Raw genomic sequence first — 17989 nt, 5'->3', positions numbered from 1 at the left:
GCATTGGACTAGTAAACCGACGTATGCAAGAGGTGAACGAGGTGGACGCAGAAGTGATCATCGTAGGCGGTGGGCCCGTTGGAATGGGATTGGCGATCGAACTTGGCCAGCGAGGAGTTCAATGCATCGTCGTTGAGAGATACCCGCAGCCGCAACCCATTCCAAAGGGCCAGAACCTGACTCAACGGACGATGGAACATTTCCATTCCTGGGGGGCCGAAAAGCAGTTGCGCGCCGCGCGCACCATTCCACCGGAGTACGGAATCGGCGGCCTGACGGCCTATGGAACGCTCCTCGGCCCGTACTCCTACGACTGGCTCCAGCGCGATCTGGTCAAACCCTATTACTTCACCGCGAACGAACGCCTGCCGCAGTACGCCACGGAGGACGTATTGCGCCGCAGAGCTGCGGAGCTTCCCGCCATCAAGACAATGTATGGATGGGATGCCGAGACCGTGGAGCAGGACGCCAATGGCGTGTCGGTCACGGTGGTAGAGCGTGGAGGAAGCCAAAGACGTACCCTGCGCGCGGCATATGCGGCAGGCTGCGACGGTAGCCGGTCGCGCGTGCGCGAACAGGTCGGACTCACCCAGACCCGGTCGGACCACGATCGCCTGATGGTCCTGCTGGTCTTCCGTTCGACCGGACTGCACAAGCTCCTCGAACGTTTTCCTGGAAAGTCCTACTACAACGTGCTTCAGCCCGAGCTCAAGGGGTATTGGAAATTCTTCGGTCGAGTGGATCTTGGGAGCACCTGGTTTTTCCATGCGCCAGTGCCGCCTGGCACCACGGCGGACAACTTCGACTTCAGCACCTACCTCCAGGAAGCTGTCGGGGCTCCGTTCGACGTCGAGTTCGAGCACATCGGCTTCTGGGATCTGCGCTTCATGCTTGCAGATTCCTATCGCAAGGGACGTGTCTTCATCGCAGGCGACGCTGCACACAGCCATCCCCCCTATGGTGGGTATGGCGTGAACTCTGGCCTCGAGGACGCGCGCAACCTCGGATGGAAGCTCGCCGCCACCCTCCAGGGATGGGGCAGCGAAGAACTGCTGGATTCATACGACGCCGAGCGACGTCCAGTCTTCCGCTCCACGATGAATGACTTCATCGCCAAGTCCATCGAGACCGACCGCGCTTTCCTGGACGCATATTCGCCGGAGCGAGATCGGGCGGCATTCGAGAGAACCTGGCAGGACCGCGCCAAGGGAGCCGTTGGCGAGGTTCACGCTTTCGAGCCAAACTACGAGGGCTCGCCGGTCGTCTGGCAAGACGGGCGCGATAACAAGAGTTGCAGCGCAAAGGGGTCGCATCGATTCGACGCCCGGCCCGGACACCACATTGCACCCGCTACCTTGCCGAAGGGCACGAATGTCTTCGAGGAGTTCGGTTCCGGCTACACGCTTTTCGCCCTGGATGCTGCGCCAGAGGCCGTTCAACAGTTCCGCGAAGCGGCGGATTCACTCAGCGTCCCATTGACTGTGGTCGCTGCACCGTTGAACGACGAACTGGCTCGCTACCAGGCAAATCTCATTCTCGTGCGTCCCGACGCGTTCGTTGCCTGGGCCGGCAGCAGCGCCGAGGCCGTCGAGGCAGCAGGAGATGTGATGAAGACCGTTCGAGGCATCGTCACTGACTGACGCCAGTCAACGCCGACTTCAAACTGACCCACTTTCCCGACTAGTCGCCGAAGTAGATCTGACCCACCCGGGCACTCTCGATTGCGCTGCTCGGGCGACCGGACTCCCGGACCATCGAGGCCGATTGCCGATCCTCGAGTGATTGCATGGATGCGGAGGCGCCCCCCGCGCGCTTCAGGTGGGGCGGAGACTGGTTCGCGGGATTCGCTTCTACTGCAGGTTCAGCTTCAACAGCGTCACGATCGCGCCGCCCGGATCCTTGGACCGCCTGAAGCCGAAGCGGCCGGCAAGCTCGAGCATCCCGCGGTTCTCCGACAAGGTGCTCCCGACCAGACGCCGCACGCCGGCCTGCCTTGCGAGATCGATCAGTGCGGCCAGGAGTCGCTTGCCAAGGCCTTGCCCCTGCCAGCTGTCGCCGACGACGATCGCGAAATCGGCCTCGCCGTCCGGACCTTCCATCACGTAGCGCGCAACGCCGACCTGCCGCTCGCGTCCTTCGACCGTGACCGTGGCGACCACCGCGCCTTCGCGCGATCGATCGATGGCGGTCCAGCGCTGCAGTTCCTCGTCGGATGGCTTCCTCGGGGACATCAGGCGCTGGTAGGCGGTACGAGGCGACAAGCCTTCGACGAACTCGCGCTCGCGTTCGAGATCGGCGGCGTCGATGGTGCGTACAAGCGGCTCCATGGCAGTCTCCCGATGCTCAGGCCATGTCGATGCTGGGCGCCGCCTCGAAGCGGGACCGGATTCGAACTGACTCAGCTGGGACATGGTGGCTATCTCCGATGAGTTGGCATGGTTCTCAATCTAGCCCTGCCTGTGACCCTGAAACAGCCGTCGCGGCTCAACACGGCGTTCCATTCAACGCAATAGTCCAGGAGCTGGCGGCTTTGTTGACAAAGCCGCAACAGCGTTTTGTGGCGCGCCGCCTTACCGGATGGCAACTGTTTTCATAGAGTTGCCACACCGTTCGACAGGCATCCGGCTCATCGATCGGCCCCATCCCAGTTGCAAAGGAAAAGCATGAGCCAGGAACCCCTCTTCTTCGACGATCTCGCGGTGGGCGATCGATTCGAAACCGGCACGCACGAACTGAGCGCCGATGACATCAAGCGATTCGCCGGCGAGTTCGATCCGCAGCCCTTTCATCTCGACGATGAAGCTGCGCGCGAGACGATATTCGGTGGACTGGCCGCCAGCGGCTGGCATACCGCCGCGATCACCATGCGCCTGCTGGTGACGGGCGGCCCGAAGCTGGCGAACGGCATCGTGGGTGCCGGCGGTGGAATCGAATGGAAGACGCCCGCCCGCCCCGGCGACATCCTGCATGTGGATAGCGAAGTGATCGAACTGATCCCTTCGCGCTCGCGTCCGGACCGCGGAATCGTGGTGATGCGATCGACCACCTTCAACCAGCGCGGCGAGGTCGTCCAGGTCCTCACGCCCAAGCTCATGTTGGCCCGCCGGGCAGCCTGAGGCTTCGCACCCCATAGCCCACGGAGACGCCCATGATCATCGATTCCTCGAACCTCGATCCGACCTCGGCCTACAAGCTGTTGATCGGCTCCATCCTTCCGCGCGCGATCGGCTGGGTCAGCACGCAGTCGCGCAGCGGCGTGGCCAACCTCGCGCCGATCTCGTTCTTCACGGCCGTCGGGCGCAAGCCGCCGATGGTCTCGCTGTCGCTGCAGCCGCGCTCCGATGGCGTGACGCTGAAGGACACCTACCTCAACATCCGCGACACCGGCGAATTCGTGGTCAACATGGTCACGCTGGAGCAGGCCCATCACATGCACCGGTCGGCCTTCGAGTTCGATTCCGATATCGACGAGTTCGACGCGGTCGGGCTGGAAAAGGAAGCCTCGGTCGCGGTACTGCCGCCGCGGGTCAAGGGTGCGCCCATTGCGCTGGAGTGCAAGGTCGAACGGATCATTCCGATGGGCGACCTGGGAGATCACGTCGTGTTCGGCGAGGTGGTCCGCTTCCACATCCGCGACGACGTCTATCTGCAGGGCGGACGCATCGACACCGGCGCGCTCCAGGCGGTCGGGCGACTCGCGGCCGAGTACACGCTCGTGCACAACGCATTCACCACGCCGCTGGACGAGCAGCTCCTGGCCTCGATGCGTGGACGCCGGGCCGGCCGCCTCGACGGCCACGCCGACGGCTACTCGCCTATCGACACCAAGGAATGGTCCGCCTCGGGCGCGACACGCTGAACCCACCATCCAGGAGATTCGAATGACTTCGACCCAAACATCGACAGAGCAGGGCGATGCCTGCGCGCACACGCCGCAGCCGACCCTGGTCTTTGTCCACGGATTCCTCGACGGCGCTGCCGCTTGGGACGACGTTGTTGCCGAGCTCGGCGAGCGCGCAGCGGACGCCGTGTGCCTCGACCTCCAGGGAATGGGCGCTCGTGTGGCCGCGCCGGGCCCATACAGCCTCGACGGCTTCGCCGAAGACGTTGCCGGGCAGGTCCGCCGGCTCGATCGGCCGGTGGTTCTCGTCGGCCACAGCATGGGTGCGCAGATCGCGGAACTGGCTGCCGGCCTCCTCGAAGAGCGGGTGCGGGCCCTGGTGCTGCTGACTCCGGTTCCGCTGGCCGGCACGGGGCTGCCCGACGAGGCCATGCAGCCTTTCCACGCGCTCGGCGGCCATCCCGAGGCGCAGCGCGCGCTGCGGCGCCAACTCGCGGCGCACCTGAGCGACGCAGGCCTCGAAAAGCTCGGGCGGATCGGCGACCCCGTCGAAGCGGCATCCGTCGGCGTGTTCGCCGACCTGTGGAACCGTGGGCATGCGCTCGGAGCGAAGGAGAGCCACTTTCGCGGTCCGACCTTGATCCTTCGAGGCGAGGTCGACCCCTTCGTGACGGCCGAGGTCGTTGCGAATGCCGTGCTGCCTCGCTTCTCGAGCCCGGCAGAAGCAAGCATCGCCCACGCGGGCCACTGGCCGCAGGTCGAACAGCCGAAAGCGGTTGCCGGCATCCTCGATGAATTCCTTCTGGCCGCAGAGGCGACGCTTCGTGCGAATACCGACGCAAAGGGCTGGACCCACGCCTTCGCACAGAAGTCTTCAGCGGCGTTCGCCGAAGCCTTTGCGAACGAGATCGTGCTGGAGGCGAGCGTGTTGACCCATCCGGTCGTCGGTGTCGAGCAGGTCAAGGCGGTCATGGGCACGGCCAGCACGATCTACGAAGCACTGGCCTTCACTCGGCAGGCGGCCGAGGGCCCGCGGACCTACCTCGAATGGGAGGCGCAGGCTTTCGGGGGCGAGAAGCTCTTCGGCATCACGATCCTCACGCGCAACGACGCGGGAAAGATCGTTCGCGCCGCCATCCATCACAGGCCGCTCGGCGTCGCCCTGAAGTTCTCGGTCGAACTCGGCCAGCGCCTGAAGGGCAGGGTGGACGCCAGCCATTTCCTCGGCGGCGCGTGACGCGTTGAAGACATCCCTGGAGAAAAGAAATGGTGAAACGAACCGATGTGGAATTCGAAGTCGATGGCGGCGTCAAGCTGCGCGGCTGGCTCTTCGTGCCGGAGGGGGAGGGCCGCCGGCCCGCGATCACGATGGCGCACGGCTATGCCGGCGTGAAAGAACACGGCATCGAGCCTTTCGCGAAGACCTTCGCCGAAGCCGGCTTCGTGGTGCTGCTGCACGACCATCGCGGCTTCGGTGCCAGCGAAGGAACGCCGCGGCAGGATGTCGATCCGTGGCGGCAGATCGCGGACTGGCGACGGGCCATCAGTTTTCTCGAAAGCCTCGATGTGGTGGACCCGAAGCGCATCGGCCTCTGGGGCACCAGCTATGCAGGGGGCCATGCCATCGTGCTCGGCGCAACCGAGCGCCGGCTGCGTGCCGTCGTGGCGCAGGTGCCGACCATCAGCGGCTTCGAGCAGGGGCTGCGCCGCATTCCGCCGGAGGGCGCCCATCTCATCGAGGAGATGTTCGCGGACGACGACCGTGCGCAATTGGGCGGCGAGCTTCCGCGCCGCCAGGCCATCGTGAGCGCCGATCCGGCGGTGGCCGCCTCCTACCGCGCAAAGGACGCGATCGACTTCTATCTGCAGCCGGTGCCCGAAGGCGCGTGGGAAAACAACGTGACGGTTCGATCCACCCGCGCGGCGCGGATGTACGAGCCCGGCCACTGGATTGCGCGTGTTTCTCCGACACCGCTTCTGATGGTCGTGGCAACGCGGGACACCATCACGCTCACCGACCTGGAACTCGCCGCCTACGAGCGCGCCCTGCAACCCAAGCGTCTCGTGACCATCGAAGGCGGCCATTTCGATCCGTACCTCGGCGGCTTCAGGACATCCAGCACGGCCGCCGTGGAGTGGTTCAGGCAGCACCTGAGCTGAATCCATCCCTTCATACGACAGGAAAGAGCATGTCCCATCTCACAGTCCACTTCGACGAAACCCTGGCCACCATCGTGCTGGACCGGCCGCCCCAGAACCGCATCGACGACCAGATGGTCGATGAACTGGCTGCAGCCGTTGCCGCGATCGAACGCAGCAGTGCCCGCGCCGTTCTCGTGCGCAGCGAGGGCGAGAACTTCTCGTTCGGCGGCGACATCATGAACTGGCCAGGTGCCGACGTCCGCGAGTTGCGCGGACGCTTCGAGCACTACATGTCGGTCTTCAACCGCTTCGAACGGCTGCCCATGCCGGTCATCGTGGCGGTGCAGGGGCTTTGCTTCGGCGGAGGGCTCGAACTGGCCCTCCGCGGGGACATGATTTTCGCGGGCGAGTCGGCCACCTTCGGGCATCCGGAGCAATCGCTCGGCATCGTCACCGTGCTCGGCGGGATCTACCGCGTGGCGGAACGCGCGGGACGCTCGCGCGCTGCCGAATGGGCGATGACCTCCGAGCGCGTTCCCGCGGCAACGATGGAGCGCTTCGGCGTGGTCAATCGCGTGATCGCGGATGCCGATCTCCTGAAGGAGGCACTCGCGTTCGCGCGAAAGGTGTCTCAAGGGCCGACGCGCGCCTACGCCGCGCACAAGGCATTGCTTCGCACCTGGGCGGTCGGCGGGGTGGCCTCTGCGGACGACGCCATGTTCGACGTGGCGATGCCGCTGTTCGAGACGGATGACGTCCGGCGCGGCCTCAAGTCGGCAGTCGATGCTCTGAAGGCCGGCAAGGCGCGGCCGGTCCTCGACTTCAAGGGAGCCTGAGAGCAGCGAGGTCTATCATGGCCCTCCGCTTCATCGGAGGAGTCATCGACATGGACCGCATCGCAGCGATGAACGCCTTCGTCCGCGTGGTCGAGGCCGGCACCTTTACCAAGGCCGCGGACACGCTGGACGTGCCGAACGCCACGGTGACCCGGCTGATCCAGAGTCTCGAGGAGGACCTGAAGGTGCGACTGCTGCACCGGACAACGCGATCCGTCACAGTCACGCCCGAGGGCGCGAGCTACTACGAGCGTGTCGTGCGCCTGCTGGCCGATCTCTCCGACATCGAGTCCTCCACGCGACTGTCCCAGGGCAAGCCTTCGGGCAAGGTCCGCGTGGAGGCGGCGGCGGCCATCGGCGCGGCCGTCATCGTGCCGGCGCTCGCCGATTTCTATCGCCTCTACCCGGATGTCGAAGTGGAACTCGGCGTCGGCAACCGTCGCACCGACGTAGTGGCCGAAGGGATCGACTGCGCGATCCGTGCCGGCGAAGTCAGCGAGCAGTTCATGGTGGCCCGTCGGATCGGCAGCTTCAAGTTCACCACGTGTGCCTCGCCGGCCTTCCTCGAAGCCCACGGCACGCCATCGAGCCCGGACGAACTCGCAGCGCGCCCGACCGTGGGGATGCTGTCCGCCCGAAGCGCCCGTGCGATGACGTTCCGCTTTTTCGACGACAAGAATGAGACGGAGCTGGCGCTGCAGCACAGGCTGGTGGTGAACGACACCAATTCGTATGTCGCCGCCGGGGTCGCAGGGCTCGGAGTCATCCAGGCGCCCGACTACGCCGTGCGAGAGGCCATCCGGGCGGGGCAGCTCGTGCCGCTGCTCGCAGACTGGTGCACGCCCACCATTCCGGTCCATGTCCTCTATGCGCCGAACCGCTACCTCAGCGCCAAGGTGCGCGTCTTCATCGACTGGACGATTGCGCTGTTCGACAGGCACGAGAGCCTGCGGCTTGCTTGAGGTTCACGCGAGCGGGGCTGCGCGGTCGCTTGCGAGGACGGCGGCCCGCAGACGCTCCATGCCGGCATCGCGGATGCCGAGCGTTTCGAGCATCCCCAGCGTCGAATCGAAATAGGCGCGCGAGCTCCCGAGCGTTCCATGTCCTGTGCGGATCAGGTGGGCGACATCCGGGGCCGGATGCCTCCCGATGTAGCGCTCATGCCTGCGGTTGACCACGAACGCGAGTGCCCGGAACGCACCGGCTTCCGTGCTTGCCGGTATCCACCGCGCATCGTAGGCGCCGGGGAACATCTCCCGTCGCCAGAGCAGTCGCAACTCGGCTTGCACCTTGGCCGCATCGATGCGGAAAAGCAGGCCGCGGCACGCTCCGCCCCGGTCGAGCCCGAGCATCGCGCCGGGAGCCTGCGGCGATCCGCGGCCGATGAGGCTGCGAAGGCAGAAGCTCCGGTGCCAACCGCGCACGTGGGCCACGCTTGCATGCGAAGCATCCATCGCCGGGTTCCACATCAGCGAGCCGTAGCCGAAGACGTGCAGATCCGAGGCAGGATCGTGGCCGCGAAGAATGGCCTCGAGCGTCTCTTCCATCTCGGCGTCCGTGCGGAACCGAACGCCGGCAGGCGGGTTCGCGCGCAGCGACTCGACCAGTGAGCCGGTCGCGAGGCGCTCCCGAGTGTGTGCGTATTCGATGCCGGGCTGGATCGAAACACTCGTCATGGCGGAGCGAGATCGCGTCGGCTGTGGCAACGGCTTCACAGGGGAAGTTGCTGGCCGTGTGCAGCGGCGTGCGCCTGCACGCGCACCGCCGCGGCATCGTTGCGGACCGTGCCGCGTGCGACGAGACCCACAGGCGTTGCGATGACGCGAGAGGGAACCGATTCGGCGTACGGAGCATCGGAGTGCGCCACAACCACGGCCTTGGCGCGTACTTCGCTGCGGGAGTTGGCGGACACGGGCGCTTGCACGCCCTCGTAGGTTTCGGCTTGCGCGCCGATCGCGGCCAGGAGGGAAACGGCGGCTGCAGCGATGATCTTCGAGGTCTTCATTCCGGTTCCTTCAATCTCTGGATGGATGAGGTTTCAGACCGGCCAACGACGGGTGGCTGATCCGTACGACGAAGTTTGAGACGCGACGCGAGAAAGAAAAACCGGCTTCTCGGCATCGGTGCATTGCCCAGGTCGCAACAATCACGGCACATCGCGATTGTTGTCGTCGCCGGTGCGCTGGCGCTTTATCGCTCGTCGCCCATTTTGGGTCCGGGCCTCCCGTTCAGCCTCGCCTAAGGATCGGCGCGGAGACTGCGTCGGACCATCCAAGGCTCCGCTCCGACCGAATGATGTCGTGCGAGCAGGTGGTGCATCTTTTTGGAGAGAGGACTTCCTGATGTCAAAGCCCCTTGCCGCCGCACTCGCGCTGACGTTCGCGTTGGCCGCCCCGACGCTTGCGTTCGCAGATGCCGAGTCCGGCGCCCCCTATAGCCAGAAGGGCGATCCTTCCATTCACCAGATCTACGAAGCCGCGAGCGCGGGCAGGCTATCCGACGCTGACGCAATGATTGCGAAGGTGCTGAAGGATTACCCATCCAGCGCCAAGGCGCACTTCGTCCATGCCGAGCTACTGGCCAAAGAAGGAAGGTCGGCCGCTGCCAGGAGCGAGCTCAGCAGGGCCCGGGAATTGGCACCCGACCTCCCGTTCGCAAAGCCCGAAGCGATTGCGGGCCTCGTGCGTGCATTGGAGCAGCCTGCCGCACAAAGGTCTTCCGCCGCGCCGGCCGCTTACGGCCACGTCGCGCCCGCTTCGACGGCACCGAGCCTTCTCCCGAAGGTGATGCTTCTCTTGGCCTTGATGGGCGCGGGCGCCTTGCTGTTGCGACATCTGATGCGTCGCAACATGCCGGCGGCTCCGGCTTGGAACAGTGGCGGGTCCGTTGCACCAAGCTATGGCGGTGGGTATGTGCCGGGATACGGCAATGGTCAACCCATGCCGCCGCAGCCGGCGCCGGCCGGCGGTATGGGCCTCGGCGGCGCCTTGGCGACGGGCGCCGCGATGGGACTCGGCGCGATGGCCGTGGAAGAAGCGGTGCGCCACTTTTCTCGGCGCGACGATCGCAGCGACCGCTTCCAGAGCTTCGGTCGGGACGACAGCAGTGACAGCCGCGGCCATGCACCCGCATTTGCCAACGACCTGGGACCCGAGTTGGACCCGAATATGGGCGGCAATGACTTCGGGATCTCGGACGCGTCTTCCTGGGACAGCGGCGACAGCGGTTCAGGCGGCGACGATTGGTAGCAGGCCGAACAGCGTGACCGGCAGTGACCGTATGCGGAAGCTGCTTCATGAGGCACACCCCGACGCACCGGTCGGTCGTGCACGAGATCATCTCCGTGGGTCAGCTGAACGCACGCGGCAGCGACGCCGAGGTAGTGGTGCTCGCCGGCGGCAATGCGGCGTGTTCGCGGCCGGTCAGCCGGGCGAGTCCGGCTGCCCTCAAGCTCGCGGATCGGCGGGCAACGCCTTGCCGCAGTGCTTGCAGAAGAGGGCGTCCGTGTCATGGTCCTGGGCGAGGCAGCCGGGGCACGTGCGAGTGGCGAATGAGCGCGTCATTCGCTGGGCGGTCATCTCGGAGGTCACGATGCCAGTGGGAACCGCCAGGATGCCCCACCCCATCAGCATGATGCACGACGCGATGAAACGGCCCAGGTCGGTCTTCGGCGTGATGTCGCCGAAGCCGACCGTGGTGATCGTGGTGATGGCCCAGTAGATCGACACCGGAATGCTGGTGAAGCCGTTCCTGGGGCCTTCGATGACGTACATGAGGCTTCCCAGGATCGCCACGGTAATGAGCACGAAGCTGATGAAGACGGTGATCTTGCGGCGGCTCGCCTTCAGGGCAGAACCGAGGAACCGGAACTCGGACACATATTCGATTAGTTTGAGAATCCGAAAGATTCGCAGCGAGCGCAGCAGGCGCAGGTTGATCAGGACCTGGGCTTGAGGCAGGAAGAACGCGAAGTAGGTCGGCACGACAGCCAACAGATCCACGATGCCGTAGAAGCTCGTCGCATAGCGCCACGGGTGGCGAATGCAAACGAGCCGAAGCACATACTCGATGGTGAAGATCAGCGTGAATCCCCATTCGAGCACGTCGAACAGCGTCTTGTGCGACGCGGTGAGTGCATCTACGCTGTCGAGGATCACGACGAGGACACTGGCAACGATGGCCGCGATCAGCAGCAAATCGAAGTTGCGGCCGGCCCGCGTGTCGGACTCGAAGATGATCGTGAAGGCCCGCAGGCGCCAGCCGCTCTGCGGCCGCCCGAAGTGCACGGCCGTTTTCGACTCGGTCATCGTCGACTCCTTGAATGGGCCCGGAAAGTCTATCTGACCCAGCCGAGGTGTGCGAGGCGCGACCGTCGACGGCGCGCAGGGCTGGATGCATCATGCGGACCAGCAAAGGAGGTTCGCGATGAGGATGCTGCCCGTTCGTCCGCTGTTGATGGCTGCTTCGTTGATGCTGTTGGCCTGCGGCTCCCAGGTGGTCAATCCCGTCACGGGCCGTACGGAGTACTCGGTGATGGACGAGGCCGCCGAGGTCCAGGAGGGCGTCAAGGCCCACGAGGGCGTGCTGCAGGAATACGGCGTCTACGCGGACCCCAAGTTGCAGGCCTACGTCAACGACCTGGGCCAGAGACTTGCCAGTCAATCGCATCGAGCCAACCTGAAGTGGACCTTCACGGTGCTCGACAGCCCGGAGATCAATGCCTTTGCGTTGCCAGGCGGCTATGTTTACGTCACGCGCGGCATCATGGCCTACCTGGACAGCGAGGCCGAACTGGCGGGGGTGATGGGCCACGAGATCGGTCATGTCGCCGCGCGCCACGGCGCGCAGCGCGCGACTCGCGAACAGACGGCGGGCATCGGCGTGATTGCCGCCACCGTCCTCGGCGCCGTGCTCGAGGTCGGCGGGGTGGGCGGCGCCACCGACCTGGCGAGCCAGTTGTCCCAGACTGCCGCGTCCGGCTATGTCGCGTCATACAGCCGGGATCAGGAATCTCAAGCGGACGAATTGGGAGCCGAGTACCTCTCGCGCAACCGCTACAACCCGCAGAACATGGTGGACGTGATCCAGGCGCTGAAGAGCCAGGAGCTGTTCGCCGCCGATATGGCCAAGGCTGCGGGAAAGCCGGTGGCGTCGGCCTCGAGCTGGCTCTCCTCGCATCCCGCCAACGACAAGCGGCTCGCCGACATCAAGGTCTTCGCCGCCAGATACAAGGGCCGGGAAGGGTATGTTGATGATGGACGCGCGCGCTACCTGCAGGCCATCTCCGGCATGAGCTTCGGCGACAGTGCTGCGCAAGGCCTCGTTCGGGGGCGCAACTTCTATCACGAGGCCCTGGGCATCGCCATCACGGCGCCGCAAGGCTGGCAGGTCCAGAACACCGACGAGGCCATCGCAATCGTCAATGACGCCGGCGATGCAGGACTGGTGGTGCGGCTGATACCCCCGAAGGCCGGCGGCACGCACGACGAGGTGATCCGCAATGTGCTCAAGCCGACGGACGGACGCATCGAGCAGCGCTCGCTCCATGGCCTGGCCGCGACGCATTTCGCCGGGACGGTTCGCAACCAGCAAGGTGAATCCCGCACGGTTGCGCTCACGCTCGTCACCGGCCCGGGCGATCGCAACTACTGGTTGCAGTACGTGGCCAAGGACGACAACGCGCGTCAGCGCGCGCAGGCGGGGTTAAGGGAGGCCGAGGCCTCGTTTCGCCCGATGTCGCCGACGGACCGCGCAGCAGCCAAACCTTGGAGCATCCAGACGGTGCCTTACCCACGTGGTGGGTTCGGCGAACTGGCGAAGTCATCGCCGCTGCCGGCATCGAGGGCGCAGGCGCAGCTGAAGCTGATGAACAGCGCCTACAGTGGTGGAGCCGATCCCAAGCCGGGGCAACTGGTGAAGGTGGTGAGGTAAGCCGACCGGCGGGCATTGCCGCACCCAAGGCGAACGATGCAGGAACTTCGCTCACGCGAATTCGACGGACTTACTGTTGCGCAACATGCGCTTGCGAAACGGAGGAGGCCGGCGAAGGCCTTGCTCAAGGTAGAGCTGGTCGCGAGCGCGTGCGGCACGCATATCGGGCCCGCGCGAACCAGTACACCTACGCCCAAAGGCTCCTAAATTTCCTTCTTAATGAAGGGTTTGGAAAAATAGATACAATATGCCTTATGTCAAATTTAGGCGTATGTACGATCGCTGCGATTGGCAGTAGCCGTCCGAAAACCCGCGAGACAGCAAGATTCGTCGAACCTAGAAGCGTAGCCGCCAACATACCCGGCACCCTTTCGCCTCCTTGCGAGGCGTAGTCGTAGGATAGTTCGGCCACCGAGAGCGCCGATAGCCCCGGAAACCTGCCAAGAAGAAACCCCCGTCGGCAAGCACCGCGAGGCTTTCTGTTCACTACGGCCCATCGGCCGACGCACTCATATGGAGTGCTGCAGATGGAACGGACGTTGAGTTGTTCGCTGGTCGAGATGCCTCATGCGGCGTTCGAGGTCATAGATGTCGACCGCGCCGCCAAGGTAAGTCTCTTCGAAGCTGGGCTGGGCGTTGAACTGGCTCTTAAGCGCGGCCATGGCGCTTTGCAAAATCTTCTTCATGGTGGGATCGATTATAAGGGTTTACCCTAGGCGGCGCAGGATAGGCGCGGTTTCTCCAGTACGCGCAACGCCGAAGGCGGATCTTCTATAGCGAGGGCCCATCCCCTGCCTTGACTATCTCCTTGGATGTCCCTGGGTTCGGCAACACCGTGCCCGGAAAGTCCTTGCGGGCCGGTTCTCGCGCAGGTGCTTGGCAGCCTGCAACTTGCGAGCCCGGATCTAACTAGGCCCAGCGCACCAAAAAACGAAGCGCTGCTTCTACTGTTTCCGGTCTTTGCCTCTGAGGCGCAGCAACCGCGCCGGGCTTGCGCTGGCGCAAAGAACGGCGAGTAGTCAAGGTCTGAAATAGGCGGACCGTGGCGATCGAGCCTTTCCATGAAGCAACTTGAGTACGCAGCGCCTCCGCCTGCCAACGTCGACGTGAATGCGTACCGCTCGCTCGCCGCGTTGTTGGAGGATAGTTGCCGACGCTTCGCCGACAAGCCAGCTTTCGCCTCCATGGGCGTGACCATCAGCTTCCACCAGTTCGAGCAGTTGACCGCGGCCTTCGCCGGCTATCTGCAGAACGTGCTGAGGCTCAACAAGGGCGATCGCGTCGCGGTAATGCTGCCCAACATCCTGCAGACGCCAGTGGCCATCCTGGGCGCGCTGCGGGCCGGCATGACGGTGGTCAACGTCAGCCCGCTGTACACCGCGCCGGAGCTCGAGTTCCAGCTGGCCGATGCGGGGGCGGACACCATCGTCGTGCTGGAAAACTTCATGCACACGCTGCTGCAGGCGCTCCCGGGAACGCCGGTGCGCAACGTGATCGTGACCCAGGTCGGCGACCTGTTCCCTCATCCGCGCAGGGAGCTGGTGAACTTCGCCGTGAGGCGCCTCGGGCGCAAGGTGCCGGCCTGGAATCTGCCCAGCGCCAGGCGCTTCGAGCGGGCGATCGAGGAAGGCGCCCTGTACTTGCCGGCGGACGCGGCGCTGACGGGCCGCGATCTCGCGTTCATCCAGTACACCGGCGGTACCACCGGACGCCCCAAGGGTGCGATGCTGACCCACGCAAACATGGTGGCCAACGTCCAACAGACCGCGGCCTGGATTGGCAGCCGGCTTGAAGAAGGCGAAGAAACAGTTGTCACTGCCCTGCCCCTCGATCATTTGTTCGCGCTGACGGCCAACCTCCTGGTGTTCCTCAAGTTGGGCGGCAAGAACCTTCTCATCCCCGATCCGCGTGACCTCGCCAGCTTCGTCGCGCAACTGCGCAAGAACCGGTTCACTGCGATCACCGGGGTCAACACGCTGTTCCGGGCGCTGCTGGACGCGCCTGGCTTCGACGCCGCCTGCGCTGCCAACCGTGGCAACCTGAAGCTGGCCGTGGCCGGCGGCATGGCCATGCAGCGTGAGGTGGCGGAGCGTTGGCAGGCTGCCACCGGTGTGCCGATCGTCGAAGGCTACGGCTTGACCGAAGCCGCGCCCATCGTCAGCGCCAACCCGGCGGACAGCGCAGGATTCAGCGGCACGCTCGGCTGGCCGCTCCCAAGGACCGAGGTGGCGATCCTCGACGACGCCCAGCGGCCAGTGGCCCCTGGGATCCTTGGCGAGATCTGCGTGCGCGGACCCCAGGTCATGCCCGGCTATTGGCGCGCGCCCGAGGAAACGGCCGGTGCATTCACTGCCGACGGCTGGCTGCGGACCGGCGACATGGGACGAATGGACGAGCATGGCGAACTGAGCTTCGTCGACCGCCGAAAAGACATCATCGTGATTTCCGGCCTCAAGGCCTACCCGGCTGAAATCGAGGAGGTGGTTCGCCGGCATCCCGGGGTCAAGGAGGTGGGCGCGGTCGGTGTTCCCGATCCCAGGTCCGGCGAAGCGGTTGCCTTGTTCGTCGTGAAGCGCGACCCGGGACTCGAAGCCGATGCGCTACGCCGGCATTGCCGCGCGTACCTGGCCCCCTACATGCAGCCGCGTCACATCGAGTTCCGCGAGCAGTTGCCGATGTCCCCGGTCGGCAAGGTACTGAGGCGCATGCTGCGGGACCAGCTCCGGACCCCATGAATTCGCTTGCCCGCACCAGGAGAATCGATCATGGAATTCATTCGATGGTTTGCCGATGTCGGGACGGCCGACATCGCCCAGGTCGGCGGCAAGAATGCCTCGCTCGGGGAGATGTATCGCGAGCTCTCGCGCCAGGGCGTGCGGGTGCCCAACGGATTCGCGGTCACCGCAGACGCTTTTCGCCGAACGCTCGATGAAGCCGGGGCCTGGGCGCGTCTGCGCGAGCTATTCCAAGGGCTGGACACCCGAGACGTCGACGAGCTGGCGCGTCGCGCCGCAAGGGCGCGGGACATCGTCTACGGCGCCACGCTACCTGTCGAAGTGGCGGACCAGATCACCTCTGCGCATGGGCGATTGCTGGAGCAGTACGGGGCGGACGCGAGTTTCGCCGTCCGCAGTTCCGCAACGGCCGAGGACCTGCCCACCGCGAGTTTCGCGGGCCAGCACGAGAGCTTCCTGAACATCTCGGGAGAGGCCAGGCTGCTCGACACCGTGAGGCGCTGCTTTGCCAGCCTGTTCAAGGATCGCGCCATGAGCTATCGGGTCGAGCACGGGCTCGATCATCTCAAGGTGTTCCAGTCCGTGGGCGTGATGAAGATGGTGCGTTCCGATCGCGCGGCCGCCGGCGTGGCGTTCACGCTCGACACTGAAAGCGGATTTCGCGACGTTGTCCTCGTCACCGGCGCCTGGGGCTTGGGCGAAAACGTCGTCCAGGGAACGGTCGATCCGGATGAGTTCTACGTCTTCAAGCCGACTTTCGTTCAAGGGCATCGGACGGTGCTTCGACGCAGGATCGGTTCGAAGGACCTGCGCATGGTCTACGCCACCGGCGCCGCCGGTCGGGAGACCGTGCGCAATGTGCCGACCTCGCCACGTGACCGAGAGCGCTTCTGCATCGGTGACGAGCAGGTGCTGGAACTGGCCGACGCGGCGATGCGGATCGAGGAGCACTACAGCCGCAAAGCCGGCAGGCCCATGCCGATGGACATCGAGTGGGCCCAGGACGGCATGGACGGCCAGATCTACATCGTGCAGGCCCGGCCGGAGACCGTCGCTTCGCAGCGGCCGGTGGGCCTGGTCGAGCAGCATCGCCTGCAGACCCGTGGCGAGAAGTTGGCGAACGGCCGAGCCGTGGGCAGTGGCATCGCCTCGGGCAAGGTGCGGGTGATCGACGATGTCTCGCAACTCGCCGACTTCCGCCCGGGCGAGGTGCTGGTGGCCGACAGCACCATGCCCGACTGGGGCACCGTGATGAAGTCCGCGGCCGCCGTGGTCACGAACCGCGGTGGGCGCACCTGCCACGCCGCCATCGTCGCTCGCGAACTGGGCATCCCGGCCGTGGTCGGCAGCGAGAACGCCACCGCCCGCCTGCGCACCGGCGACGAGGTTACGGTCTCCTGCGCCGAGGGCGCCGTGGGGCATGTCTATGCCGGCTCGCTGTCGTGGTCTACCACCACCACCGACGTTGCGCGGCTCCCCCGGCCGCAAACCCGCGTCATGGTGAATGTCGGCAATCCCGACCTCGCGTTTCAGACAGGCCTGCTGCCTGCCGACGGCGTGGGGCTGGCACGCATGGAATTCATCGTCGCGGAACACATCCAGGCCCACCCCATGGCGCTGCTGCACCCCGAGAAGATCGACGATGTGGCGATACGCGAGCGCATCGTCCATCTGACGCGGGGTTACGAGCGGCCAGCGGACTATTTCGTGCACCAGCTCGCCGAAGGTGTGGGCACCATCGCAGCGGCCTTCTATCCGCGGCCGGTGATCGTGCGCATGTCCGACTTCAAGACCAATGAATACGCGAGCCTTCTGGGCGGGCGCTGGTTCGAACCGCACGAGGAGAACCCGATGATCGGCTTTCGCGGCGCGTCGCGGTACACGCATCCGGCCTACGCAGGGGGATTCGCGCTCGAGTGCGCGGCCATGCGTCGCGTGCGCGAGGACATGGGGCTCGTCAACGTGCAACTGATGATTCCCTTCTGCCGGCGCGTGCAGGAAGCGGAGCGCGTGCTGCAAGCGATGGCTGCGCAGGGGCTGGAGCGCGGCGTCGGCGGGCTGCAGATCCTGGTGATGTGCGAGATCCCGAACAACGTGCTTCAGATCGATGCGTTCTCCCGGCTCTTCGACGGCTTCTCGATCGGCTCCAACGACCTGACGCAGCTCGTCCTGGGCGTCGATCGCGATTCGGAGCTGGTGGCCTTCGACTTCGACGAGCGTGACGAGGGTGTCAAGGCCATGATCGAACAGGCCGTCGTCGGCGGCCGGCGCAACGGACGGCACGTCGGGATCTGCGGCCAGGCGCCCTCGGACTATCCCGAGGTGGCCCGTTGGCTCGTCGAGCTGGGAATCGATTCGATCAGCGTCACGCCCGACACGTTGCTGCAGGTGTTGCGCGAGGTGCTGGAGGTCGAGCAGCGGCTCGGGCGGTCGCCGCGCGGCACGCCGGAGCGGACGTGAGTGGGATGAAGCGGTCGGCCACGCGCACCGCAAGTCGCGCGCGC

16 protein-coding genes are annotated in these 17989 nt (G+C 65.3%); 11 read left to right on the top strand and 5 right to left on the bottom strand.

The features are described 5' to 3' along the window. Nucleotides 1-23 precede the first annotated feature (23 nt). Nucleotides 24-1640: an FAD-dependent monooxygenase gene (locus WKW77_RS07135; protein WP_340356146.1), complete on the top strand. Its 1617-nt coding sequence runs from the start codon at nucleotides 24-26 to the stop codon at nucleotides 1638-1640. Between the two features lie 210 nt (nucleotides 1641-1850). On the opposite strand, the gene WKW77_RS07130 is transcribed toward WKW77_RS07135, so the two are convergent. Next, entirely contained in the window at nucleotides 1851-2327 is a 477-nt protein-coding gene (locus tag WKW77_RS07130) for a GNAT family N-acetyltransferase (protein ID WP_340356145.1), read from the bottom strand. Between the two features lie 336 nt (nucleotides 2328-2663). Between WKW77_RS07130 and WKW77_RS07125 the strand changes: the two genes are divergently transcribed. Genes WKW77_RS07125 through WKW77_RS07100 form a run of 6 tightly spaced genes read left to right on the top strand, consistent with a single transcriptional unit; the run spans nucleotide 2664 to nucleotide 7781 of the window. Further along, nucleotides 2664-3116 carry a MaoC family dehydratase gene (locus WKW77_RS07125; protein WP_340356144.1) on the top strand — a complete coding sequence of 151 codons (453 nt, stop codon included), beginning with the start codon at nucleotides 2664-2666 and terminating at the stop codon, nucleotides 3114-3116. Between the two features lie 32 nt (nucleotides 3117-3148). Continuing rightward, nucleotides 3149-3859, top strand: coding sequence for a flavin reductase family protein (locus tag WKW77_RS07120; RefSeq protein ID WP_340356143.1), 711 nt, complete (start codon nucleotides 3149-3151; stop codon nucleotides 3857-3859). A 22-nt stretch (nucleotides 3860-3881) separates the two neighbouring features. Further along, the gene (locus WKW77_RS07115; RefSeq protein ID WP_340356142.1) at nucleotides 3882-5078 is read left to right on the top strand and encodes an alpha/beta fold hydrolase; all 1197 of its coding nucleotides are present in this window, start codon (nucleotides 3882-3884) and stop codon (nucleotides 5076-5078) included. A gap of 29 nt (nucleotides 5079-5107) precedes the next feature. Then, nucleotides 5108-6001, top strand: a complete 894-nt coding sequence (locus tag WKW77_RS07110) for an alpha/beta hydrolase (RefSeq protein ID WP_340356141.1) — start codon at nucleotides 5108-5110, stop codon at nucleotides 5999-6001. A gap of 29 nt (nucleotides 6002-6030) precedes the next feature. Next, nucleotides 6031-6819, top strand: a complete 789-nt coding sequence (locus WKW77_RS07105; RefSeq protein ID WP_340356140.1) for an enoyl-CoA hydratase/isomerase family protein — start codon at nucleotides 6031-6033, stop codon at nucleotides 6817-6819. A gap of 50 nt (nucleotides 6820-6869) precedes the next feature. Further along, nucleotides 6870-7781: a LysR family transcriptional regulator gene (locus WKW77_RS07100; protein WP_340356139.1), complete on the top strand. Its 912-nt coding sequence runs from the start codon at nucleotides 6870-6872 to the stop codon at nucleotides 7779-7781. Nucleotides 7782-7784: 3 nt separating this feature from the next. On the opposite strand, the gene WKW77_RS07095 is transcribed toward WKW77_RS07100, so the two are convergent. Both WKW77_RS07095 and WKW77_RS07090 read right to left on the bottom strand, forming a co-directional pair. After that, nucleotides 7785-8495, bottom strand: coding sequence for a gamma-glutamylcyclotransferase (locus WKW77_RS07095; RefSeq protein WP_340356138.1), 711 nt, complete (start codon nucleotides 8493-8495; stop codon nucleotides 7785-7787). Nucleotides 8496-8530: 35 nt separating this feature from the next. Beyond that, the gene (locus WKW77_RS07090) at nucleotides 8531-8824 is read right to left on the bottom strand and encodes an alpha/beta hydrolase (RefSeq protein ID WP_340356137.1); all 294 of its coding nucleotides are present in this window, start codon (nucleotides 8822-8824) and stop codon (nucleotides 8531-8533) included. 337 nt (nucleotides 8825-9161) lie between these two features. Between WKW77_RS07090 and WKW77_RS07085 the strand changes: the two genes are divergently transcribed. After that, a complete protein-coding gene (locus WKW77_RS07085) occupies nucleotides 9162-10067 on the top strand; it encodes a hypothetical protein (RefSeq protein ID WP_340356136.1) in 906 nt (301 codons plus the stop codon). 198 nt (nucleotides 10068-10265) lie between these two features. Here the strand turns inward: WKW77_RS07085 and WKW77_RS07080 are convergent, their stop codons facing one another. Continuing rightward, nucleotides 10266-11126 (bottom strand): ion transporter, encoded by an 861-nt coding sequence (locus tag WKW77_RS07080; RefSeq protein ID WP_340356135.1) that lies wholly within the window; start codon nucleotides 11124-11126, stop codon nucleotides 10266-10268. Nucleotides 11127-11244: 118 nt separating this feature from the next. On the opposite strand from WKW77_RS07080, the gene WKW77_RS07075 reads away from it, so the two are divergent. Next, entirely contained in the window at nucleotides 11245-12750 is a 1506-nt protein-coding gene (locus WKW77_RS07075) for a M48 family metalloprotease (RefSeq protein WP_340356134.1), read from the top strand. Between the two features lie 509 nt (nucleotides 12751-13259). Here WKW77_RS07075 and WKW77_RS07070 read toward each other — a convergent pair. Beyond that, nucleotides 13260-13436, bottom strand: coding sequence for a DUF3563 family protein (locus tag WKW77_RS07070; protein ID WP_340356133.1), 177 nt, complete (start codon nucleotides 13434-13436; stop codon nucleotides 13260-13262). A gap of 375 nt (nucleotides 13437-13811) precedes the next feature. Here WKW77_RS07070 and WKW77_RS07065 point away from each other — a divergent pair, with 375 nt between their 5' ends. Continuing rightward, nucleotides 13812-15485, top strand: coding sequence for an AMP-binding protein (locus WKW77_RS07065; RefSeq protein ID WP_340356132.1), 1674 nt, complete (start codon nucleotides 13812-13814; stop codon nucleotides 15483-15485). A 30-nt stretch (nucleotides 15486-15515) separates the two neighbouring features. Further along, nucleotides 15516-17945, top strand: a complete 2430-nt coding sequence (gene ppsA, locus WKW77_RS07060; RefSeq protein ID WP_340356131.1) for a phosphoenolpyruvate synthase — start codon at nucleotides 15516-15518, stop codon at nucleotides 17943-17945. Nucleotides 17946-17989: the final 44 nt, after the last annotated feature.

Source organism: Variovorax ureilyticus (genome assembly GCF_037889935.1).
Classification (GTDB): Bacteria; Pseudomonadota; Gammaproteobacteria; order Burkholderiales; family Burkholderiaceae_C; genus Variovorax; species Variovorax ureilyticus.
This window is presented reverse-complemented; position numbering and strand designations above follow the sequence as displayed.